Raw genomic sequence first — 19,985 nt, forward strand, 5'->3', positions numbered from 1 at the left:
CAGGAGGAATGGAAATGAAAAAACGTATCAGCTTGAATGTAATGATGGTAGTAGCGTTAATGTGGCTTTTGGTTGGCTGCGGACAAGGGAACGCCGATTCTGGGAACATTGCGGCCCCTTCGGCTTCGCCAGCAGGAACAGAAGCCTCTTCTAATAAAGAGGACAAGACGGAGAAAGCGGTAGAGATCAAATTTATGCATGTATTTGGCGGAACGCAGGGCGATGCGATTAAAGAAATGGTGGATCGTTATAACGCTTCCCAGAACAAGGTCATTGTAAAGGCCGAGCAGACGCAGGGCTTCTATGACGGACTGCTGGAGAAGCTTCAAACGCTGGCGGTGTCCAAGCAGCTTCCAGAGGTCGCCATTGGCAGCTACGCAAACGGGGAGTTTATGTCCACCCGGATGCCAATCCGCCCGATGCATACCTTTATTGACAAGGAAGGGTATTCGACCGAAGACTATACGGATCAGATGCTTAAGCTAGGACAAGACGCGGATGGCAAACAGCAGTCTCTGCCGTTTCTTGTCAGTACGCCTTTGATTTATGTCAACCTGGATCACTTTGAGAAAGCGGGTATTCCGGTTGTGGAGCAGCCTGAAAGCTGGGAGCAGGTACGCGGCTGGGCGAAGCAGCTTGCTGCGGCGGCGCCAGACCGCGGCGGAGTCTACTTCCAGATGGACTTTGATACATGGATGTTCCAGACACTTCTTGAAACCAAAGGTGGAAGCTACGCATCCGTCAAGGATAAGGATGTTCAGTTCAATGACGAGACCGGCAAAGAAGTCCTTCGTTACTGGTTGGATATGATGCAAAAGGATAAGTCGATTCCGATGATGAACGGCACGCAAGCGGCGGAAGCTTTCCAAAGCGGCGACCTATCCATGCTGGTAGCTACTACGGGCAATTTAGCGAATTTGTCGAAGAACTCTTCCTTCAAACTGGGCATTATGCTGCTTCCAACTTGGGAGGGTGAACAAACGCCTCGCCGCTTGCCTGCAGGCGGAGCGGGACTATATGTGTTCCAAGGCAGCGAAGAGAAGGAAGCCGCGGCATGGGACTTCGTGAAGTACGCCACTTCGCCGGAAAGCTCGTCTCTGCTGGCGCAGAAGATGGGGTACATGACCGTGCGCAATAGTGCTCGCGAAGAGCTGATGGCCGATTACTTGAAGGAAAACCCGAAGGCGGCCGCTACTTATAAGCAAGCGCAAGATATTGTGCCATGGTTCAACTGGCCGGGCGATGCGGGCACACGCGCGACGCGGACCTTGCTTGATCATATTCAGGGCTCTTTCTCTGGCGACATGACTGGCGATGAAGCACTCGATAAGGCCGCTGCCGAAATCAAAAAGATACTGGGGTGGTAACAGGTGAAGCGTTCAGCTGCGATTGGTGGGGCGCTGCCTCTTCTAACAGGCTTGTCGATGCTGGTTACTGGACTGATGGAGTCTATGAAAGGTTTTTTGCCGGACTTCTTTCTGAACGAATACCAGTTTGACGCGCAAACAAGCGGGCTAATCTTTGCGTTTAGCTCCGCTGGATTGCTGGGGGCCAATATGCTTGCCGGCCGTATAACGGCATTGTGGGGATGGCAGAGAGCCTTTAGCATACATCAAGCGATCTTTGCAGCAGGCATGACCCTATTGGCACTGCTGTCCGCTTCTTCTGCAGCAGCATGGTGCGGAATGTTCCTTATGACGGGTTACGCCAACGGAATCGTCGGTATGGTGTGCAACGTAGCGCTGCCGCTCGCTTCACCGGAGCGAGCGGGACAATTGCTGGGACGGCTACATTTTATGATGGGCTGCGGCTTTATGATTGGACCGCTTGCGCTTGAGTTGACCGTAAGCGGGAAGTCCACTGCGCAGGCTGCTGTGACTTGGCAGCTGGTCCTGTTCGCTTTTGCCGTATTCGGCGCGCTGCTCGCCTTTGCCGGGAGTAGGCTTGCCTGGCCAAGCGTGGGGAGCAAGCCCGGGAGGAACGAGCTCGCAGGGAAGACTAAGGGCGAGGCTCCGCATGTGCAAAGGATTAATAGCGGTTCTGTTCTGCCGCTTGCCTGCTTCGGACTTCTGTACTTTTGTTATGTTGGAGCGGAGGTTGGCCTTACGGTGTGGTATCGCCCCTTGCTCCTCCAACAATATGGCTTGGAGCCCTCCCTTGCAACGCTGCTGTACTCGGTCGCGTTTGCCGGCTTAACGGCGCTGCGGCTTGGCGTTAGCCGCAGTGTGAAGCGATGGGGCTACAGCGGCGTTCTCATCCGATGTGCGGCGCTTGCTATCCTGTGCCTGTTATGGGGAAGCTTTGTCCCAGGCGTGCTTGGCGCTTTCGGATACGCGGTGTTTTTAATAGCGATTGCGATGATTTTTCCTACCATGACCGCGCTGGCTGTTCATTATTGGGGGGAGCTTGCAGCTTCGCGCATGGGCTTGTTTTTTGCTTGCGGCTTCGCGGGAGGAGCTTGCTCCATCTGGCTTATTGGTGCGCTGCAGCAGTCCGCCTCGTTCAGGCAAGCCATTATGGTGGTAACGGGTTTGTTTCTTGTATTTACAGCGGCATTGTTCGGGGTGCTGCGTATTCAATCTATCGATAGGAGAGTAGCCAATGAAATTACATCATCTGTTTAGCCCTTTTACGGTTATTGCGGCGGTCAAGACAGAGCTGGATATGGTGAGAGCCGAGCGCATGGGCGTGCATAATGTGTTTCTGGTTCGATCGTCGTTGAGCGAATTAAAGGTGTACAGCAAGCAAGCGGAAAAAAGCGGCATGCGCTTATTCGTCTATTTCGATATGATCCGCGGATTGTCACAGGATAAGGAAGCCGTTCAATTTCTGCTGAATGAGGTCGCCGTCTGTGGAATTGTGAGCAACAAGGCTCATGTGGTCAAAGAAGCGAAGAGACTCGGCGTATTCGGCATATTAACGATGTTCCTACTCGATAGCTATTCACTTGAGCTAAGCGGCAAGGTGATTAACGATTTGCAGCCGGACGCCATTAACATCGCTCCAGGCAACTTGCCGAAGAACGTCCGCGAGCTGTCCGAGCAATACGATGTGCCGATTATCGCGAGCGGACTCATTACGTTGCCTGAGGAAGTCGGGAAGCTATATGAAGCTGGCGCTTGTGCGGTGTCGACCAGCCAATCAGAGCTCTGGTCGATTGAATGGAAGATGCTGGAGCAGGAACACCATGCCCCATAACGATGATACCATTACATTGCTGTACACCAGCGATATTCATGGGCATTGGACGCGCGCTGACGGTCAGTCGGGCGGGTCGCTCGCTTGCGCCGCCCAATATGCCGCGAACATTAGGAATTCGCATAAGCATGTATGGATGATCGACAATGGCGACTTGCTGCAAGGCACGCCGCTTGCGAGTCATGTCGCTCAGAATGAAGGAGAATGCGGAGCGGAGATGGTTGGTGATCTGCTTCGGGCAAGCGGAGTGGATATGGCGGTGCCCGGCAATCATGATTTTGACTACGGCATTCCTTATTTGAAAGGTGTCATCGCGTCATCCTCCTGCGTGTGGTTGACCGCCAATGTTCGCCATCGTTCGGGGAAAAGGCTGGCGGAGTCTTGTCATATCGCGGAATTCGGAGCTAGGCGGATCGCTTTCATCGGCGTTACGACGCGGGTTCCGGCATGGCAATACCCGGATCGGTTGGAGGACTGGGAGTGGCATGACGAAGTATTGACGGTCAAGGCAATCGTAGATCATATTCGTTCCAACGTTGATGCTATCGTTGTATGCTATCACGGCGGAGTGGAGCGGGAAGGCGCGCTGGATCAAGAGAATGCCGCGCTTCGCATAGCGCGCGAAGTTGAAGGAATCGATGTGCTGCTGACGGGCCATCAGCATGACCGCTTTGTTCGGCGGGAGGGGAAGACGCTGATGCTGCAGCCTGGCTCGCACGGTACTGACATAGGGGAAGTTACACTTACATTTTTGACTGGGGAAGATTCGAAAGAGATGGTGTCGGAAGGACGGATTGCGGATATAACCGGGCAAGAGGAGTCTGCGGAGGTAGTGGCAGAAGTGCTAAAGATCCGCGACAGAGCGGAAGCGGGGCTTGGCAAGGTGTTATGTCTGTGCGATTCGCGCTTCCAGCTCCATGATTGGCACGACTTGACGTGCAGCGAGCATCCCATTGTGGAGTGGATGCACCGGGTACAGTTGAAGGAGAGCCGCGCGCAGCTGTCTGCTGTAGCCTATGCGGGCGAGAAGCAGTTGAAGCTTTCATCAGGGCAATTGACGCGAGGGGACATCCAGCGGATATTTCCGTATATGGATTCTCTCAGCGTGTTTCAAATAAAGGGCACGGAGCTGCTCTCCGCTCTGGAAGTCAGCGCCTCCTGGTATGATGAGAAATCGCAGGAGCCGCACGCCGATTGGCTTAAGCCGCAGCTTCTGCTGTACCAGTTCATCATGTTTGAAGGCGTTCAGTACACGATCGATTTGTCGCGGCCCATTGGATCGCGTCTTCGTGCATGTTACTATCAGGGACAAGCGGTGCGGCATGCCGATTCCTTTACGATTGTGATGACCGACTACTTGGCCGGGCAGGCTTCCCGGTATCCCATGCTTCGTAGAATGAAGAGGCTGTACGGGATTGAGGAGCCGCTTGCTCGGCTGTTGGAGAGTAACGCCGGCTCACAGCGCATGCTGCGGATCGATTATACGTCAAACTGGGAGATTATAGGGGGGAATGTGGATGTCGATTCACGTAACGAGGAAGAAGCCCAAGGCGGCGGCTTTTGATATGGATGGGACGCTGCTGCGTTCGGATGGAACCTTGTCGGCGCGCACGGAGCTAGCGCTTCGAGCATATAGCGCTAGCGGCGGCATCATCATCATAGCGACTGGAAGACCACCGCGGCTGGTGCTCCCGTTATTTCCACAATTGGCGGTAGCGGACTATTTCATCTATAACAATGGAGCAGTTGTGGTCAATACCGGGGGTGACTGGCGTGTAGAGCAGCCCATCTCTAACGATACAGCGTATCGGTTCCATCGGCATGTACTGAACCATCATGCGGATGGCATTTGTATATGGGAGGTGGCTGACCGCTGGCATGCCAACCGTCCGCTCTACGAGGAGGAAAAAGCTTATTTCCTAGGTCCCGCTGATCAATTGGATCCCATTATTTTATCGGAACAGTCCATTCGGGAGCTGCAGCCGTCCAAGATGCTTCTGCCTCGCGTCTATGATATGGATAATTTGTCCGAAACCTTCCAAAACGAGCTGAATGTATATAGGTTGTCCAGCGCGCCTTGTGTGGAGATGGCTCCAAGAACGATCAGCAAGGCGTCCGGCGTTGAAGGAATCGCGCTTAGGCATGGATTATCCAGCGAGGAGATCGGATCGTTCGGCGATGACTATAACGACATGGCGATGTTCCGATATTGCGGTCATTCGGTTGCTATGCACAACGCCATTCCTGAGTTGGCTGCCATTGCGACGGATACGACGGCGAGCAACGACAAGGATGGCGTCGCGATGAAGCTGGAACAGTGGCTGCAGGATAGCGAGGGGTAAGCAAGATAAGTTCAGTTTAAGTTGATCCTGCGGTACGGTCCAATATAGCTAAATATTACGTCTCATGATCCATAACGATAGAACGGCAGCTAATGAATCATGATGATATAACGACGGTTAACGAAAAAACGAAGGCAAATGAAAAGATGCGCGAGGCCCTTGCGTGCGCTAGAAGCGGGGCAAATTCGTCACGTTACAATATGACCCCGCCATGGACCAAACAAAGGGGTCGGTTAAAGGAGCCGCTTCAATAAAGACCGCCTCCATCTTACTTGTCGCTATGTTCCATCTTTATTTTCTATGCCAATACGATCTTTATTAAACGCCGTAGCAAAGAAATTGGACTATTCCAATTGTTAGGAATAACCAAGAACAAAATATTCCGCATCCTTACCGTCGAAAACTTCCTTCTGTATTTTGGATCATTGTTCCTGGGGATTTTTGCGGGGGCAAAGATAATATAATAGGCTGTCTATCAAGGCGCTGTAGAAGCCTTGTCCACGGGGGAATTAGTTGGGGGTGAGGATACCCATTTTCTGATGGTGCAAAATAGTGATGATTTGGGATTGTTCATATGCACAAACGAGGACGGCAGAAGTCACCTATTTGGTGCTACCGCCGCCTTCGTTATTTTCATTAATCAGAGACGTGGCGCAGGGTACACCAGTTCATCCACATCAACCTTACTGCTCCACTGTTTTGTAATAGCGATTGATCTTGTTCATTTTCTCCTTATGTTTCCCCTTTGGACTCTCCATGTTGTCAAACTCAAAGAACTTCACCTTTTTGATCCCTACAAAATTATGCAGTGCTTTGCGCATTAATACTTTATGGGAATTATTTAGCCATAATAACGGATAACCAAATCGGATATATAAAGACAATTGTATCAGCCCACATCAGCTGCTCCCTGTACCTAGCAAAGTCCGGGTCACTATGCATATCTCTTCTACGTTTCTGTTTATTAAACACTAGGATCGGATTAAAGCCCACGTCATATAAATCCAGTACCTTAACCTCTTCTATTGTAGTATTCTCCTGGCTATCGCGAATGACTTCCTCTAAAAATGCATAACTTGAATTTAGTTTTAAAAAGATAATTGTATTATGATAATCATTTTGCTATCGTTTCATATAGAGGTGATTTTATGGACAAGAATGAAATATTTCAGAAATTCGTGGCCTTCACGGCCGCTTCATCAAGTAACTAGTGAGATAACCAAAGATATGAAATCCGAAGCGATACACCTCTTCAATATTAAAATCCTTGAATACATTGCAGTCAGTCAACCTGTAACCACCAGTGAAATCAGTGAATGTATGCTGATGTCCATGCCCAACACGAGCCGTGAACTGAGAAAATTAAGCGAGAAGCAACTATGTGAGAAGATTAATACTTTATACTTATTTTGTAGATATTTTATGTTTTCTTATAATCAGACATGAGGTGAACGATTGTGATAAAAATCCCAAAGAATAAATCTTTAAAAACATCATTAATTCTAATGCTGTTTATGTTAATCACATCTTTGATCATCGTAAGTTTATTTACTTTGTATTTGAATGCCTCTAACTCTATTAAGCAAACGCTAACCGTAACTGGAATAGAGAACGCTGAAAGAATAGCTTCTGCAATTGATCCCGATGTCTATCAATCTTTTCTTGATCATCCCGAGGTGAATGACTCATACAAGCAGATTCAGATTCAATTAAATGACTTTAGGGAAAAAATAGGAGCTCGTTACGTATATACATTGGCACTGAATAATGACACCATTCAAGTTATGATAGACGGAGCACCTAGTATTGCAGAAGCCAGTCTCATTGGAGAAGAAGAGGGTATTAGCCTTGAAATTGTGTCCCCAGTACTACTAGGTAAGACTAGCAGTACTAAAATTGTAGAAGATCCGAAATATGGTGAGATGATGTCGGTCTTTGCACCCATTAAAGATGGCGATGGGCAGGTTATGGGAATTCTTGCGATTGATATAGACGCTAATGCTGTCAAATCTGTTACGAAGGAAGTTATCTTGAAATCTTTCCCAATCATTATATGTATTTTTATCTTGCTTAATATTATTATTCTCATCATCGTATATTATTTTCTGGGAAGGAAACTTAATCCCCTTATTCATTTGACAAAAGTATCCAATGCTGTCGCTATGGGTGATCTTGTAGTGGCTAAGACATTAATTCAAAATAATAGAATTAATTCGTCAGATGAGATAGGCCAACTTTACAAGTCATTTACTGGAATGACTGTATCTTTAAGCGATATGATAATAAAGATACATGAAGTATCTTCAACGTTATATCAACAAAGTAGAAATTTAAATATCATTTCTGATGAAGTAAATGAGGGAACAAGCCAGGTATCTATAACAATGGATGAAATGGCATCTGGTGCAGAATCACAAGCCAACTTAGCATCTAACCTTTCAGAAGATATCAATGAGCTTACGGATATTATTATGGCTACAAATAAACAAGGCCTCGAGATCAAACAGTCTACGGATGTAGTCTTAAATAATACCCAAATGGGAATTCAATTATTGAACTCCTTTATCGTGAAGATGGAAGAAATATATAGCATTGTCTCCCAATCAGTAATCGAAGTGCAAACTTTAGAATCCCAAAATAGCGAAGTGGAAAAACTTGTTACATTGATACGTAGTATTTCCGAACAAACCAACTTACTGGCCTTAAATGCCGCAATAGAAGCAGCAAGAGCAGGTGAACACGGAAGAGGGTTTGCCGTTGTTGCGAGTGAAGTCAGAAAACTATCAGAACAAGTGTCTGACTCAGTAAATGGGATAACCAGTATTGTGAGTAATATTCATAACAGTTCGGATAATATGGTAAAAGTCCTTAACGTAGGCTTAGAGTTAGTTGATGAAGGACGAGTTAATATACATAAGACAGAAGATGCGTTCCAAGATATATCGCAGGTTATATCCAATATGTATGAGTTAGTTAACTCCATGGCAACACATTTAGTACTAATGTCCAATAAAGAAGGCCAGTTTAAAGTTTCATTCGAGGAAGTCGCTACTATATCTGAAGAAAATGCTGCGGGGATAGAGGAAGTATCGGCATCGGCACAGCAGATTAGCGCCTCCTCTGATGTAATGAAGCACTTAGTCTCTGATTTATCTGATGCTTCGCAAAAACTAAAAGAGATGATTAGTACGTATAAAGTCTAAGAAAACTCTATGAAGATTGATCGCATAAATATAGCCGCACAGCTTATAGGATTCTCATCCAAAGCTGTGCGGCTACTGTTTTGTATTTTTGAATTAGCTTTTATAACAGGATTTCTATTCATTCTTCCAAAGTTCCACATTAATTGGTCTCAAATTGATGAGCCACTCAGGTTCATTATCCCATTAATTTGGAATATCATCGCGCATGGAAAAGACCATCCTAGTGGATGATCTTTTATCTCAGCACAATCTAGCTCTTATCTCATCTTTCTACAGATGAAATTTGCTAACCATTTCTTTCAACTCTTCTGCCACGGAAGAGAGTGAGGTAGCAGATGAAGCAATCTCCTCCATTGCAGCCAACTGCTGCTCACTGGCCCCAGAAATTTCTTCTGCTCCAGCCGCTGTCTTCACGGAAGATTCCTTAATCAGAGTCGAAGTGCTTAACAATTGTTCAGTACTAGCAGACATTTGTTGAGAGGCTGCGGACACTTCCTGTATTTGTCCATTCACATCTTGGATAGAATATTTGATTCTATCAAATGACTGCTCTGCCGCATGCACAACTTCCATCCCAGTCATAACTTCCTTTGTCCCCAGATCAATAGAGATCACCGCTTGATTCGTCTCATCTTGAATCGTATCAATCAGTTTAATAACTTTGGCTGCGGAATGAGATGATTGCTCGGCCAGCTTCCTCACTTCATCTGCAACGACGGCAAATCCTCGACCATGTTCCCCTGCTCTGGCAGCCTCAATCGCCGCATTTAAGGCAAGTAGATTCGTTTGTTGAGCAATGTTTGTAATGTCCCCTACAATTTCACCAATCTCCTCCGAACGAACCCCTAATACTTGTATCACTTCGGAAACATGAGTGATCGTATTATGAATTCTACCCATCTGTTGAACTGCGGTTTCCAGGGACATGCTTCCTTGTTCTGCTAACTCAGACGTATGAGCAGCAGTAGATGCTACATTCTGAGCATTGTTCGATACTTGCAGGACTCCCACAGAGAATTGCTCAATGGATTGCTCACTCTCCAGAACACTTTTAACTTGCGTTTCTGCACTTATAGCTACTTCCTGTACGGATTCAGCGATATGCTCTGCTGCCTGACTCGTTTGCTTCGCACCGGCCTTCAACTCTTCCGAGGATGAAGCTAAGTGGTCTACCGTTTGATGAACCCCCATAATTAGAGTGGAAAGTGAATCTATCATCTGATTAAATCGAATACCTAGTTGCCCAAATTCATCTTTATTCTTAATGATGACCCGCTCAGACAGATTACCTGTACTGATCTTTTCTGTGACTCCCATCAAAGCGTGAAGCGGCTTCATAATGGAAGCAATTATAAATATGATCAGAGCCGCTCCTACCAATAAGGAAATCACGACGACCAGTAGTGTTGTGTTAAAGATAGGTTGGACTTCTTGTTCTATTTCTGAGTACATCATTGTACCCGCTAGCTTCCAACCTGTTAGTTTACTTGTTTCAAAAATGGTTTGCTTCCCCTCCCCATTCTCTGTATATACAAACTGACCTGTCTCCTGCTTAAATAAAGGATCATAAAGACTACCTTTCGCTTCTACACCATTACTTAATTGCGGATGAACAATAATTTTACCCGTCTTGTCTACGATATAAGCAAATCCCTGTTCGCCAATTGTATATTTGCCAGTCACTTCACGAAGCTTCTCAAGGCTAAGATCCATTCCAATAACACCCGATCCATCAGCTAATGCCGCTGCGATAGTAACGACAACCTCTTTCAAACTGGCATCTTCATATGGATTCGTAATGACAACTTGGCCTTTACTAGCCATTGCTTGTTGATACCAATCTCGTTCTCTCGGGTCGAATCCTTCAGGCAATTGACTAGCTGGAGTCGCGATATACCTGCCCGTTTCCGATCCAAAATAGGTGAACAAAACATCTGTTTGAAGATTTTGATATTGCTCAAGCTGAAGTTTTACTAGTTCCAGTTGGCTTGGTGTCTCCTCCCGTGCTTCCAGGCTTTTCGCGAGATACGTTATATGATGAATTTTAGGACTAACCAGCTGATCAATCGTATTGTTTAGAAAATGAACCGTGTCCTCCGCGCTACTAAGGATTTCATGTTCCACTTGCCCTTTGGCACTCTGATATGAAAGTACGCCAATTAATACACTTGGTACTAGTAGAACTATAGCAAACGAACCAATTAACTTTGCCCTTAACGTTCCTCTGAGCCCTCTCAACCACTTAAACATAAATTTTCTTCTCCATTCTCCATTTAAATTTTCCAAAAAAAGACGGTATATCTTGTTCACAAAGCGGCTTACTTAATAGGTATCCCTAAACACAGTCGCATTCATTGCTGCAAATGATACAGCAGCGGAAGAATCGTTATGTATTGAAGCGAGGTATTGCATTCCAAAATCGTCTAAGGCGATCCTAATCCTCTGGTGGGCTAATCGCTGTAAAGTATGTATTCATCCTGCATATTTCAATTCTTTCTTAATTCTGTTTAACCTCACTATCTTTAATGACATTTTTCACCCTTCATGCGTTAAACACCCATGTGATATATTATAGATAGAAGACATTAAAAGAGTTGATGAGTAACTTTCAGAAAAGTATGAATTTTTACATAAACAAACGCAAAAAAGCATCATCACATAGGATGATGCTTTTTCCTCACTCTTCTATCCTTTGGAAACAAATTTATATCCTATACCCCAAACCGTTTTAATATATTTTGGTTCCTTAGGATTAATCTCGACTTTTTTGCGCAAATTAGCAATATGAACGTCCATTGCTCTCTCTGTAACAAACGAATCAAACCCTCGTAATTCATTGAGTAACTCTTCTCTACTAAAGACCTTTTCTTCATTAGTAATAAACAATCGCATAATCTCGAATTCAGAAAAGGTTGTTTCAACAAAGAAACTATTCACGTAGATCGCTCTTTTCTCGACATCAAGCATAATCGCTTCGCCATTACAACTTAGCGTCGTTGCAATCTCATCCTTGACCTCTGATGTAGACTGATAAAGATGAGTTCGTCTAATCATCGCACCGATTTTCGCTGTTAATTCTCTCATACTAAATGGTTTGCAAATGTAATCATCTGCACCTGCCAATAAAGCATCCACTCGTTCGGATACTTCTGTTTTCATTGAATCAACTAGGATAGGTACAGTTGAAAAACTGCGCAATTCATTACATAATTCAATTCCGCTTGTATCTGGTAACATCATATCCAAGAGGATAACATCGGGTGAGAACTCTTTAGCCAAATCAATCCCTTTGCGGCCGTTGTCAGCCGTCTGTACATCAAACCCCTCTTCAGACAAATACATCGCTAACATTTCACCCATAATCTGATCGTCTTCTATTATTAATATTTTGTACATAACATCCCTCACTTTTTCCAGAGAAACAATATTAATAAACGATTTATTAGAAAATATTCGCTAACACTCTCCTATAATTTTCTAATATTTTGTCGAATAATCAGATATTTATACTTTATTATAAGCATTTATTCAGGGAAATGTTAGGGATTTTGTCTGCTAATCATAAATTTCATGTACTAGAGCTAACACATCATTTAATTGTTGCCGAAGCTCCTTCATATATTCTTGATAACTTTTCAAATCTATTGAGTTGTTAAGCTTTTCTTCAAACTGTTTAGAAGCTATAAATAGTCTTTCCGCTGAAAGATTCCCCGCAACTCCGCTTAATGTATGAATCATCCGTTTAGCTGTAGAGTAATCCCCCGTTCGTATCGTTTCCTGAAGTCGATCAACAAAATTTACATATTCCCACGCAAACGTTTTAAGCATATGGTGATAAATTGGTATTTTCCCATCGAGTCGCTCCATAGCTTTGGGAATATCTAAGTAGGGTAGTGGGACATATTCGCTTAGCATATCTTTCAGTACTTTAGGGTCAATTGGCTTAGTAAGCACACCTTTCATCCCTACGCGATAGCAATTGTTGTGCTCCTCTTTGATGACGCTTGCTGTCATCGCCACGATGGGTAGGCTTTTATACCGTTTATCCTGGCGAACAAGCAAAGTCGCCTCACAACCATCCATCTCTGGCATATGAACGTCCATTAAGATGAGATCCCATCTTGTTCCATCCAGATTTTTCAATACTTCATGCCCATTTCTAGCAATCGTGACCGAAAATCCATGGTCTTGTAACAATTCCACTGCTACTTGTTGATTAATCTCATGATCCTCTGCTAAGAGTATCTTTCCTTTATAACCGCTGATAAGAAAATCATCCTTGTGCACAAGCTGGTTAGTTACAAAATATGACTCTTTTTTTTGCTCAAAAGCCGCTTGAAGAGACCTAAATAAATCAATTCGACTGATCGGTTTTATCAGGACCGCATTAGGCTGTACTGCCTTTTCAATCCTCGCTAATTCATCCCTTCCGTATTCTGTCGTCATTGCAATAGTTATACTATTGCTCCCCTGCATAAGTGCTGCCAGACGACTTAAGGTCTCTACTCCATACATATCCTCCGCTTCCATATCGAGAAAAATAAAGCTATATGTAATTTCTCCCGCTTGCTGCTCCAAGTGATGGATTGCCTCCTGCCAACCAGGCAAGCATGTCGGAGATAAGTCGAAGGATTTCACTATATTAGCTAGATTATTCCGCATCCTCTCATGATCCTCTACGATCAAGACTGGCAGATCCCCATATCCTTGATTCAGATAGAGGTTATTCCCTCTCTGATTTGATGATATTTCAAAAGGTAGAGTAAATGAAAAAACACTTCCCTTGCCTAATTCACTAGAAACATCTAATTTACCACCCATCATCTTAATCAGATTTTGTGAGATCACCAGCCCAAGCCCTGTTCCCCCATACCTTCTACTCGTTGAATCATCTGCTTGTGTAAAGGGTTCAAATAGAGTGAGTATCTGTTCTGCCGTCAATCCGACCCCTGTATCTTCAACAACAAAACGTAGGAACATCTCATTCTGTAGCTGATATTCCACCGTTATGCTTAGAGAAACAAATCCACGTTCCGTAAACTTGATCGCGTTGTTGCACAAATTTAGCAATACTTGCTCAAGACGATGCGGGTCCCCAATTAATTCCGTGGGTATTTCAGACTCAGTCTCGATAATGATTTCCAACTGCTTTGTCCCCAAATAAATTCCTAGCATATCAGATAGCCGTCGTACAATCTCCTCGGGATAAAAGGCCACTCTCTCTATATCCAGCTTCCCTGCTTCTATCTTGGAAAAGTCCAGAATTTCATTAATTAATCGCAATAATACTTGGGACGAAGTATAAATCTTCCCTTGATAGTCTTGTTGCTTAACCGTCATTTTTGTTTTTTGCATTAACTCTGACAAGCCGATAATCCCATTCATTGGAGTCCGAATCTCATGGCTCATCCTGGCAAGAAAATGTGTCTTTGCCTTGTTAGCCTCTTCAGCTTCTTCTTTTGCTTGTACCAGCTCCGCCTGTATCCGTCTTTGCCCATTCAACATGTAATTTTGTAATAAAAACAGCAAACTTACAACAATACATACAGAAATCACATTTATGATAAGGGATAGTCTTTGAGCATTATTTAATTGTTTTAACGCTTCGCTAGTAGGCAGTGCAGTTGCAACCGACCAACCAGAGTAAGGTACAGGGGCATATCCTATGTATTCTTTGTGATCGTTAACAGTAGCAATTTCTAACCCTTTCTCGCCAGCAATCATCTCTCCGCCTATATTGCCCACACCACCTGGTTGCTCCGAAAGTTTGTCCTTACCAACAAGCTCCTGTCTGGGGTGATACATAATTGTGCCATTCTTTGAAAGTAAAATGGTATACCCGGTTTGACCGATTGGATAAGCTTCCATGATGCTTGGAATGTCATCCAACAATAGATCAACAGCTATAAAGCCAAGTACGACTTCGTTTTCTACGATTTTCAGAATAGCACTAGTGACAAGCCTTCCCGTTATATAATCTATGTACGGCTCAGTAAAGGTGACCTCTTCTGAACTAAGATCATCTTTAAACCATGGACGTTCCTGAGTATTCCAGTCCGACGTTGCTACTGCACCTTCACTTCCAACTAAAGAGTTTTCTGTTTTGCTCACTACCCATACAAATTCCACATTGTTATCCAACGCCTTAATTGCATCCAATTCTGAGGATACATCTTTATAATTAGTGTTGGTACGTACGTCGCTTCTTGATTGTGCCGTTTTCAAATAATTAATGATCGTACGGTTCGTACTCATTTGCCGAACCATAGCTCCTTTTTGCATAAAAAAAGCATTCATCTGATCTGCCAGAGCTTTACTTTGTAATGTTAGCTTGCTCTCAATTTCATCCTTTATTATCTTGTTTGTTTGTGACAATACAATGTTTCCCGTTAGGACAAAGGCTATAACAATCGTAATTAACATCAAATAAGTCAACTTTTTCGCATGATTTTCTTCAAAAATCTTCATGATTTGCCCCTTTATTTATGCACTGCTTCAAAGTAAGAATACTATGATGTGCCAGAGAGTACTACTCTTCATTACTAAAGTCTATCTCATTTACGGATAGACTCCTTTGTGCGGTGTTATTATATAGTTCAAAATTATTTTTAAACGCTAAAAGGGAACGATAGTTCAATAAAACAGTGGCAGGCTAGGACTATGTCCTCTATTTGTTCTTCACCGCTTTGACCAAGCTCTCGATAAACTGGATGGGAAGAGTGGTATCCTGCGGATTCCCGGTGGCAGCCGAGTTCACGACGATCACTAGTTCCAGGTCAGGTACGATGGTCAGATATTGGCCGGCATAACCCATACCGAAAACTACCTTGTGCCCGCTGTAACGATCCATCCACCAATGGTGGCCATATTCGCCGAAGAACACATTCCCCTCCGAATGCCGAGAGGTCGATTCCCGGATCCATGCTTCCGAGACGATGCGCTTGCCATCCCACACGCCACGGTTAAGCACCAGTTGGCCAATCTTGGCCAGATCCCTTGGCTTCATCTTTAGGCCGAAGCCCCCTGAATTCGAATCGTCCGGTGAACGGGGCCACTTCACGCTATCAATGCCGAGAGGACCCAACAGATGCTCCTTGGCAAAATCGAGTTCGGATTGCCCCGTCGTTTTCCTGAGAATCGCCGCCAGTAATTGGGAACCACCTGTGTTGTAGTTCCATACTTCACCTGGCCTGGAATCCATCGATTGGCTGAGTACAAATTGGTTCCAGTCCTTGGTCTCCGTCATTGGCCGGAGCATATAATTCCACTCAGTCCATTCTGGGAAATGCAAGCCACTTGTCATGCTGAGCAAGTGATCTAATGTAATGGATCTCTTATCGGGTGAATCGAACAACTCCTTATATTCGGGAAAAAATGACTCTATCGGCTCATTTATTCCTTTCAGATAACCTTTGTCGATAGCTATCCCGATTAAGAGCGATGTCACGCTCTTGGTGATTGAGTTTACAGCCAGCTTGGAATCCGACATGCCGTCCTTGTAATACTCGGAGACGATTGTGCCGTCCTTAACAACGAGCATCGAGAGAACAGGCGATTTCTTGGCATATTCCATCACTACTTCGACTTCCTTGGGATCCATCTCAACCTGCTCAGGAGTGCCGATCGGCCACTCCCCGTTGGGCAAGTTGATCACCTTAGAGTTGCCGGGGGACGGCACAGGGGCTAATGACTTTTCGGAAGAGCAAGCGGACGTGGTAAGGATCAGGCTAGCTGCCCCTGCCAACATGGCCAGCTTGGCATAACGGAATATTTCGGTCATACATGAACACACCCTTTAAGGTTATTCTTCTATCTCCCCTTATGGTAGTGTAATGGGCGCGGATCGTCTTCCAATTTCTTGCTACACGATTAACAATTCTTGCTATAATAGAGATAGGATTGAATCAATGATGGAAATAAGGGAGGGTGGGAAACGGATGGTGGCAGCCAAAGCCTTGGAATTGGAATACCGGTACCGGGTCAACCATGTCGTCAACTATATGGAAGAGCATCTTACGGATCCATTAACCCTTAAAGAAGTGGCGGACGTGGGCGCCTTCTCCCCTTTTCACTTCCATCGGGTGTTCAAAGCGGTGATGGGCGAGAACGTACACGGGTTTATCCGGCGGATCCGCATCGAGAAGGCAATCAAGCTACTGTTGTTCCACCCGCACCGGAGCATAACTGATATCGCCTTGGATTGTGGTCTGCAAACCCCGGCCCACTTTTGCAGAGTGTTCCGTGAGCATACCGGGCTGAGCGCTTCTGAATGCCGGGACAGGTTTCCTCTCCAGACGATTGCGGAACGGTTCAGGGCCCGATTCACCTTTGTAAAGTCCACCGAACTGTCCCGCAAGCTGGCGGAACTCCCGATCGAGATTCGGAACCTTGTTCCAATGAATGCGATCTACGCCCGGTATAGGGGAACCATCAATGAAGGAAAAATCAATTCGGACATTACAGGGCTCTTTGAGCGGGTAGCCTCGTGGTTGGACGCGAGAGAAGCACTGAAAAAAGGAAGCTTGACGGTCGGACTCATCCTCGACGACCCTTTCATCACGCCGGACGGCAGACACAGGTATGACGCTTGCATTACAACGGAGCAACGGATGACACCGACTGGCGATCTGGGCATCCGGACGATTCCTGGAGGCAAGTACGCCATTGTGCGGATGACAGACAGACCGGATACGGCGAAAGATCTGCTGCACCTGGTCTCCATAGAGTGGCTTCCCCTAAGCCCGTATATATGGGACGTTTCACGTCCGGCCCTAGAGATTTACTTCCCCAACTCCCTTCACCATCCGGAAGGACAGTTCGAGATGGAATTCGGCATCCCGATCAAACTAGATGAAGCCGGCTTCTGAAGTATCAGACACATCTTTTTTTTACGATATTTGACATCTCATCACTCCTGAATAAACTGTCTCACATCATTTTACATAGATTTTTATTTGAACTTTCTCGTTAGCTGAAGCCCTCTCGTTCCACTGCCAGCAAGGACTTCACGTCAAACATTTCGCCCTATTTGTGATACGGTTCACCGCTTTTTCTTTGCCGCAAGTGTGTTACGCCATGCATCCGTTGAAAATGCTGTCGCAAATGCTTCAGGACTCTCGTAACCATATTTCAGCGCAATATCAATGACCTTACTATCCGATCCTGCCAGATCTGCCGCCGCAAGCGTGAGCCTTCGGTTACGCATATACTCGGTCACCGTAAAGCCCGTCAAGACATGGAATATCCGCTGAAAATGGTACTTCGAAGACATCGCGGACCTTGCGATATCGTCGATCTCAATATTCGATTGCAAATTCTATTCTACGTAATCAATCGCCTGCCGAAGCAACCGAAGCGTTTCCACTCGCTCTCATCTCCTTTCATTATTCAGTCTAGAAGAATGGCTGAAGGGATTCCTGTTCGAAAGTGCTTCGTTTTGTCTGAAAAACTTGCCCCTACTTATGGTACGGTTCATCGTATCACTCTAACGGCGAATTTTAAGGGTATCCGATTTATCCCTTCTGTCTATCCCCTTGCAACAAAAAATGCGACCCGTCCCTCGTAAAAGGGCAGGTCGCACCTTGTTCTTACCCTCTATCGAAGCCGACTACAAACGCCTACCCCACTTCTTGAACGGAGAGCAGCGGAGTATACACAGCCACCTTTTCTTTTGATCCGCGGCATAAGGCCGATCCGCGGCATAAGGCCGATCCTCGGCCTCCAGAACAGTCGTCGCCCGTGACGACCCTGATCACAACCACGTCCGGATCAGACTTCCTCATTTTTCATACTCTTTAATGATTCTTAGTATTTTATTTCTTTGCCTTCTGAGCCTTTGCCAGTTTATCAGCAACAGATTGGATGCTTGATTGAATAGCAGCAGTTGCTTCGTCTAATGTTTTCTTCCCGTTTACTACCTGTGTCAGTTCTTCAGAAAGAAATGACCAACAATCCAATTCCAAATCTGGCGATTTGTTCATGAGGGCATAACTTGTAATAGATGAATCGAAATTTGGTTTTAATTTATAGAATGCATCCAGCTTGTAACCAGAGTACTCCTTAATCATGCGGGATAGAGGAGCACCGATACTATTATTAGAGGTATTCGGTTTATAGTATTCGTTAGCGTAGTCATCTCCATTGAAATATTTAATGAAATCCCAAGCGGTATCCACATTTGATGCACCGGCTGGAATAGCTAGAATCTCAGAACCAAAAACATATCCTGTTGACTTCCGATCCTTAGAATCCGCAGGACCGGCAGCAATACCAAGCGTAAACGGTTTATAATTCTTTACATTATTTTTTGCTGATTGCAAGGACTGCAACTGACTAATAGAGGCTACTTGCATAGCTGATCGTCCCATAATGAACGGACTGCTTTCCAGGTAACTTTTTGCGGACAGACTAATCCTTTCGTCAAGTACCCCAGACTTCGTGGCCTCGACGGACAGACGATAGGCATTTTTCCACGCAGTTGTATTCGCAGTAACCTCTAAAGTACCTGGATCCATGTACGTTAACCCTTCTGTTCTAGCAATATCCATTACCAAATTGCTGGATCCGAAGGCACTTAGGCCCCAAATTCGGGTGTTCTTATCTCCTGTAGTAGGGAACTCACTAGCAAGTTTTAATATTTCTTCCCACGTCGCTCCGTCACTGGGTACTTTAACATTGTATTTTTCAAATAAATCAACATTATACAGAAGAGCGTACGACTCCGCTTTTGGGCTTAACCCATATAGTTTGCCGCCGCCTTGTTTCTTCAATTCATCAAGCATGCCAGGGTATACTGTTGTCATGTCATACTGATCTCGTTTAATTAACGGTTCTAAATCTACCAGCTTTTTATCTTTAGACAGTTGTTGATAATCATATGGGTGCAACACCACAAGATCCGGTGAATACTTTTGGATCGCCGAATTGTAATCCGTAATCGAACCCGTACTTGTAGGTGCAAAGACTTCGATGTCTGTATCCGGGTAGTTCTTACTGAACTGCTCCCCGTACGTCCTATTGAAATCGTCTGCGTTCCAGTACAATACTTTTAAAGTATCTTTCGTATCTGCCTGGCTATCCGGATTTGCGGAAACTTGTTTACCCGTGCCAAGACCTGCTGAAGTACCTATAAACATAACACTGAGACTAGTAAGCATAACCTTCTGTAATATATTTTTCTTCAAAAATAAAACCTCCATTCAGTTGTTCAAGCGATTATCTGCTTGTATGGAACCAAGTATAG

General features: G+C 45.1%; 15 protein-coding genes and 2 pseudogenes. 9 read left to right on the forward strand and 8 right to left on the reverse strand.

From position 1 onward, the window contains the following. Window positions 1–14 precede the first annotated feature (14 nt). From L1028_RS14000 to L1028_RS14025, 6 genes and pseudogenes are all read left to right on the forward strand, one after another. Window positions 15–1,367: an ABC transporter substrate-binding protein gene (locus L1028_RS14000; protein WP_234534799.1), complete on the forward strand. Its 1,353-nt coding sequence runs from the start codon at window positions 15–17 to the stop codon at window positions 1,365–1,367. Window positions 1,368–1,370: 3 nt separating this feature from the next. Continuing rightward, entirely contained in the window at window positions 1,371–2,624 is a 1,254-nt protein-coding gene (locus tag L1028_RS14005) for an MFS transporter (RefSeq protein WP_234534802.1), read from the forward strand. After that, complete coding sequence (locus L1028_RS14010; RefSeq protein ID WP_234534804.1) at window positions 2,602–3,198, forward strand: glycerol-3-phosphate responsive antiterminator; 597 nt, start codon at window positions 2,602–2,604, stop codon at window positions 3,196–3,198. Before L1028_RS14005 ends, L1028_RS14010 begins: the two co-directional genes overlap by 23 nt. Next, window positions 3,188–4,762 (forward strand): bifunctional metallophosphatase/5'-nucleotidase, encoded by a 1,575-nt coding sequence (locus tag L1028_RS14015; RefSeq protein WP_234534806.1) that lies wholly within the window; start codon window positions 3,188–3,190, stop codon window positions 4,760–4,762. Before L1028_RS14010 ends, L1028_RS14015 begins: the two co-directional genes overlap by 11 nt. Beyond that, window positions 4,716–5,540: an HAD family hydrolase gene (locus tag L1028_RS14020; RefSeq protein WP_234534808.1), complete on the forward strand. Its 825-nt coding sequence runs from the start codon at window positions 4,716–4,718 to the stop codon at window positions 5,538–5,540. Before L1028_RS14015 ends, L1028_RS14020 begins: the two co-directional genes overlap by 47 nt. A gap of 184 nt (window positions 5,541–5,724) precedes the next feature. Then, window positions 5,725–5,989 (forward strand): annotated as a pseudogene (locus tag L1028_RS14025) (FtsX-like permease family protein); the annotation flags it as partial. Between the two features lie 234 nt (window positions 5,990–6,223). Here L1028_RS14025 and L1028_RS14030 read toward each other — a convergent pair. After that, window positions 6,224–6,641 (reverse strand): annotated as a pseudogene (locus L1028_RS14030) (NAD(P)H-dependent oxidoreductase). 356 nt (window positions 6,642–6,997) lie between these two features. On the opposite strand from L1028_RS14030, the gene L1028_RS14040 reads away from it, so the two are divergent. Both L1028_RS14040 and L1028_RS14045 read left to right on the forward strand, forming a co-directional pair. After that, the gene (locus L1028_RS14040) at window positions 6,998–8,743 is read left to right on the forward strand and encodes a methyl-accepting chemotaxis protein (protein ID WP_234534810.1); all 1,746 of its coding nucleotides are present in this window, start codon (window positions 6,998–7,000) and stop codon (window positions 8,741–8,743) included. Window positions 8,744–8,752: 9 nt separating this feature from the next. Beyond that, a complete protein-coding gene (locus L1028_RS14045) occupies window positions 8,753–8,974 on the forward strand; it encodes a hypothetical protein (RefSeq protein WP_234534812.1) in 222 nt (73 codons plus the stop codon). A 39-nt stretch (window positions 8,975–9,013) separates the two neighbouring features. Here L1028_RS14045 and L1028_RS14050 read toward each other — a convergent pair whose 3' ends face one another. The 4 genes from L1028_RS14050 to L1028_RS14065 form a co-directional block, all read right to left on the reverse strand. Then, a complete protein-coding gene (locus tag L1028_RS14050) occupies window positions 9,014–10,993 on the reverse strand; it encodes a methyl-accepting chemotaxis protein (protein WP_234534814.1) in 1,980 nt (659 codons plus the stop codon). Between the two features lie 435 nt (window positions 10,994–11,428). Continuing rightward, entirely contained in the window at window positions 11,429–12,139 is a 711-nt protein-coding gene (locus tag L1028_RS14055) for a response regulator transcription factor (protein WP_234534817.1), read from the reverse strand. Between the two features lie 159 nt (window positions 12,140–12,298). After that, complete coding sequence (locus L1028_RS14060; protein ID WP_234534819.1) at window positions 12,299–15,211, reverse strand: response regulator; 2,913 nt, start codon at window positions 15,209–15,211, stop codon at window positions 12,299–12,301. 199 nt (window positions 15,212–15,410) lie between these two features. Continuing rightward, the gene (locus L1028_RS14065) at window positions 15,411–16,523 is read right to left on the reverse strand and encodes a serine hydrolase domain-containing protein (protein WP_234534821.1); all 1,113 of its coding nucleotides are present in this window, start codon (window positions 16,521–16,523) and stop codon (window positions 15,411–15,413) included. Between the two features lie 157 nt (window positions 16,524–16,680). Here L1028_RS14065 and L1028_RS14070 point away from each other — a divergent pair, with 157 nt between their 5' ends. Next, window positions 16,681–17,610, forward strand: coding sequence for an AraC family transcriptional regulator (locus tag L1028_RS14070; protein WP_234534823.1), 930 nt, complete (start codon window positions 16,681–16,683; stop codon window positions 17,608–17,610). 173 nt (window positions 17,611–17,783) lie between these two features. Here the strand turns inward: L1028_RS14070 and L1028_RS14075 are convergent, their stop codons facing one another. The 3 genes from L1028_RS14075 to L1028_RS14085 all read right to left on the reverse strand — a co-directional run bounded on the left by L1028_RS14075 (window position 17,784) and on the right by L1028_RS14085 (window position 19,926). After that, the gene (locus L1028_RS14075; protein ID WP_234534825.1) at window positions 17,784–18,056 is read right to left on the reverse strand and encodes a helix-turn-helix transcriptional regulator; all 273 of its coding nucleotides are present in this window, start codon (window positions 18,054–18,056) and stop codon (window positions 17,784–17,786) included. A gap of 304 nt (window positions 18,057–18,360) precedes the next feature. Further along, on the reverse strand, window positions 18,361–18,525 hold the full coding sequence (locus L1028_RS14080) for a hypothetical protein (RefSeq protein WP_234534827.1): 165 nt from the start codon (window positions 18,523–18,525) through the stop codon (window positions 18,361–18,363). Window positions 18,526–18,555: 30 nt separating this feature from the next. After that, on the reverse strand, window positions 18,556–19,926 hold the full coding sequence (locus tag L1028_RS14085) for an ABC transporter substrate-binding protein (protein ID WP_234534829.1): 1,371 nt from the start codon (window positions 19,924–19,926) through the stop codon (window positions 18,556–18,558). Window positions 19,927–19,985: the final 59 nt, after the last annotated feature.

The sequence above is a fragment of the Paenibacillus pseudetheri genome, assembly GCF_924513355.1.
In the GTDB taxonomy this organism is placed as follows: Bacteria; Bacillota; Bacilli; order Paenibacillales; family Paenibacillaceae; genus Paenibacillus_AQ; species Paenibacillus_AQ pseudetheri.

Bases quoted from the DNA above. Each gene is read 5' to 3' on its own strand.
- L1028_RS14060 (WP_234534819.1), bottom strand. From the start codon at position 15,211: ATGAAGATTTTTGAAGAAAATCATGCGAAAAAGTTGACTTATTTGATG.
- L1028_RS14000 (WP_234534799.1), top strand. From the start codon at position 15: ATGAAAAAACGTATCAGCTTGAATGTAATGATGGTAGTAGCGTTAATG.
- L1028_RS14015 (WP_234534806.1), top strand. From the start codon at position 3,188: ATGCCCCATAACGATGATACCATTACATTGCTGTACACCAGCGATATT.
- L1028_RS14010 (WP_234534804.1), top strand. From the start codon at position 2,602: ATGAAATTACATCATCTGTTTAGCCCTTTTACGGTTATTGCGGCGGTC.
- L1028_RS14055 (WP_234534817.1), bottom strand. From the start codon at position 12,139: ATGTACAAAATATTAATAATAGAAGACGATCAGATTATGGGTGAAATG.
- L1028_RS14050 (WP_234534814.1), bottom strand. From the start codon at position 10,993: ATGTTTAAGTGGTTGAGAGGGCTCAGAGGAACGTTAAGGGCAAAGTTA.
- L1028_RS14065 (WP_234534821.1), bottom strand. From the start codon at position 16,523: ATGACCGAAATATTCCGTTATGCCAAGCTGGCCATGTTGGCAGGGGCA.
- L1028_RS14045 (WP_234534812.1), top strand. From the start codon at position 8,753: ATGAAGATTGATCGCATAAATATAGCCGCACAGCTTATAGGATTCTCA.
- L1028_RS14080 (WP_234534827.1), bottom strand. From the start codon at position 18,525: ATGAGGAAGTCTGATCCGGACGTGGTTGTGATCAGGGTCGTCACGGGC.
- L1028_RS14070 (WP_234534823.1), top strand. From the start codon at position 16,681: ATGGTGGCAGCCAAAGCCTTGGAATTGGAATACCGGTACCGGGTCAAC.
- L1028_RS14020 (WP_234534808.1), top strand. From the start codon at position 4,716: ATGTCGATTCACGTAACGAGGAAGAAGCCCAAGGCGGCGGCTTTTGAT.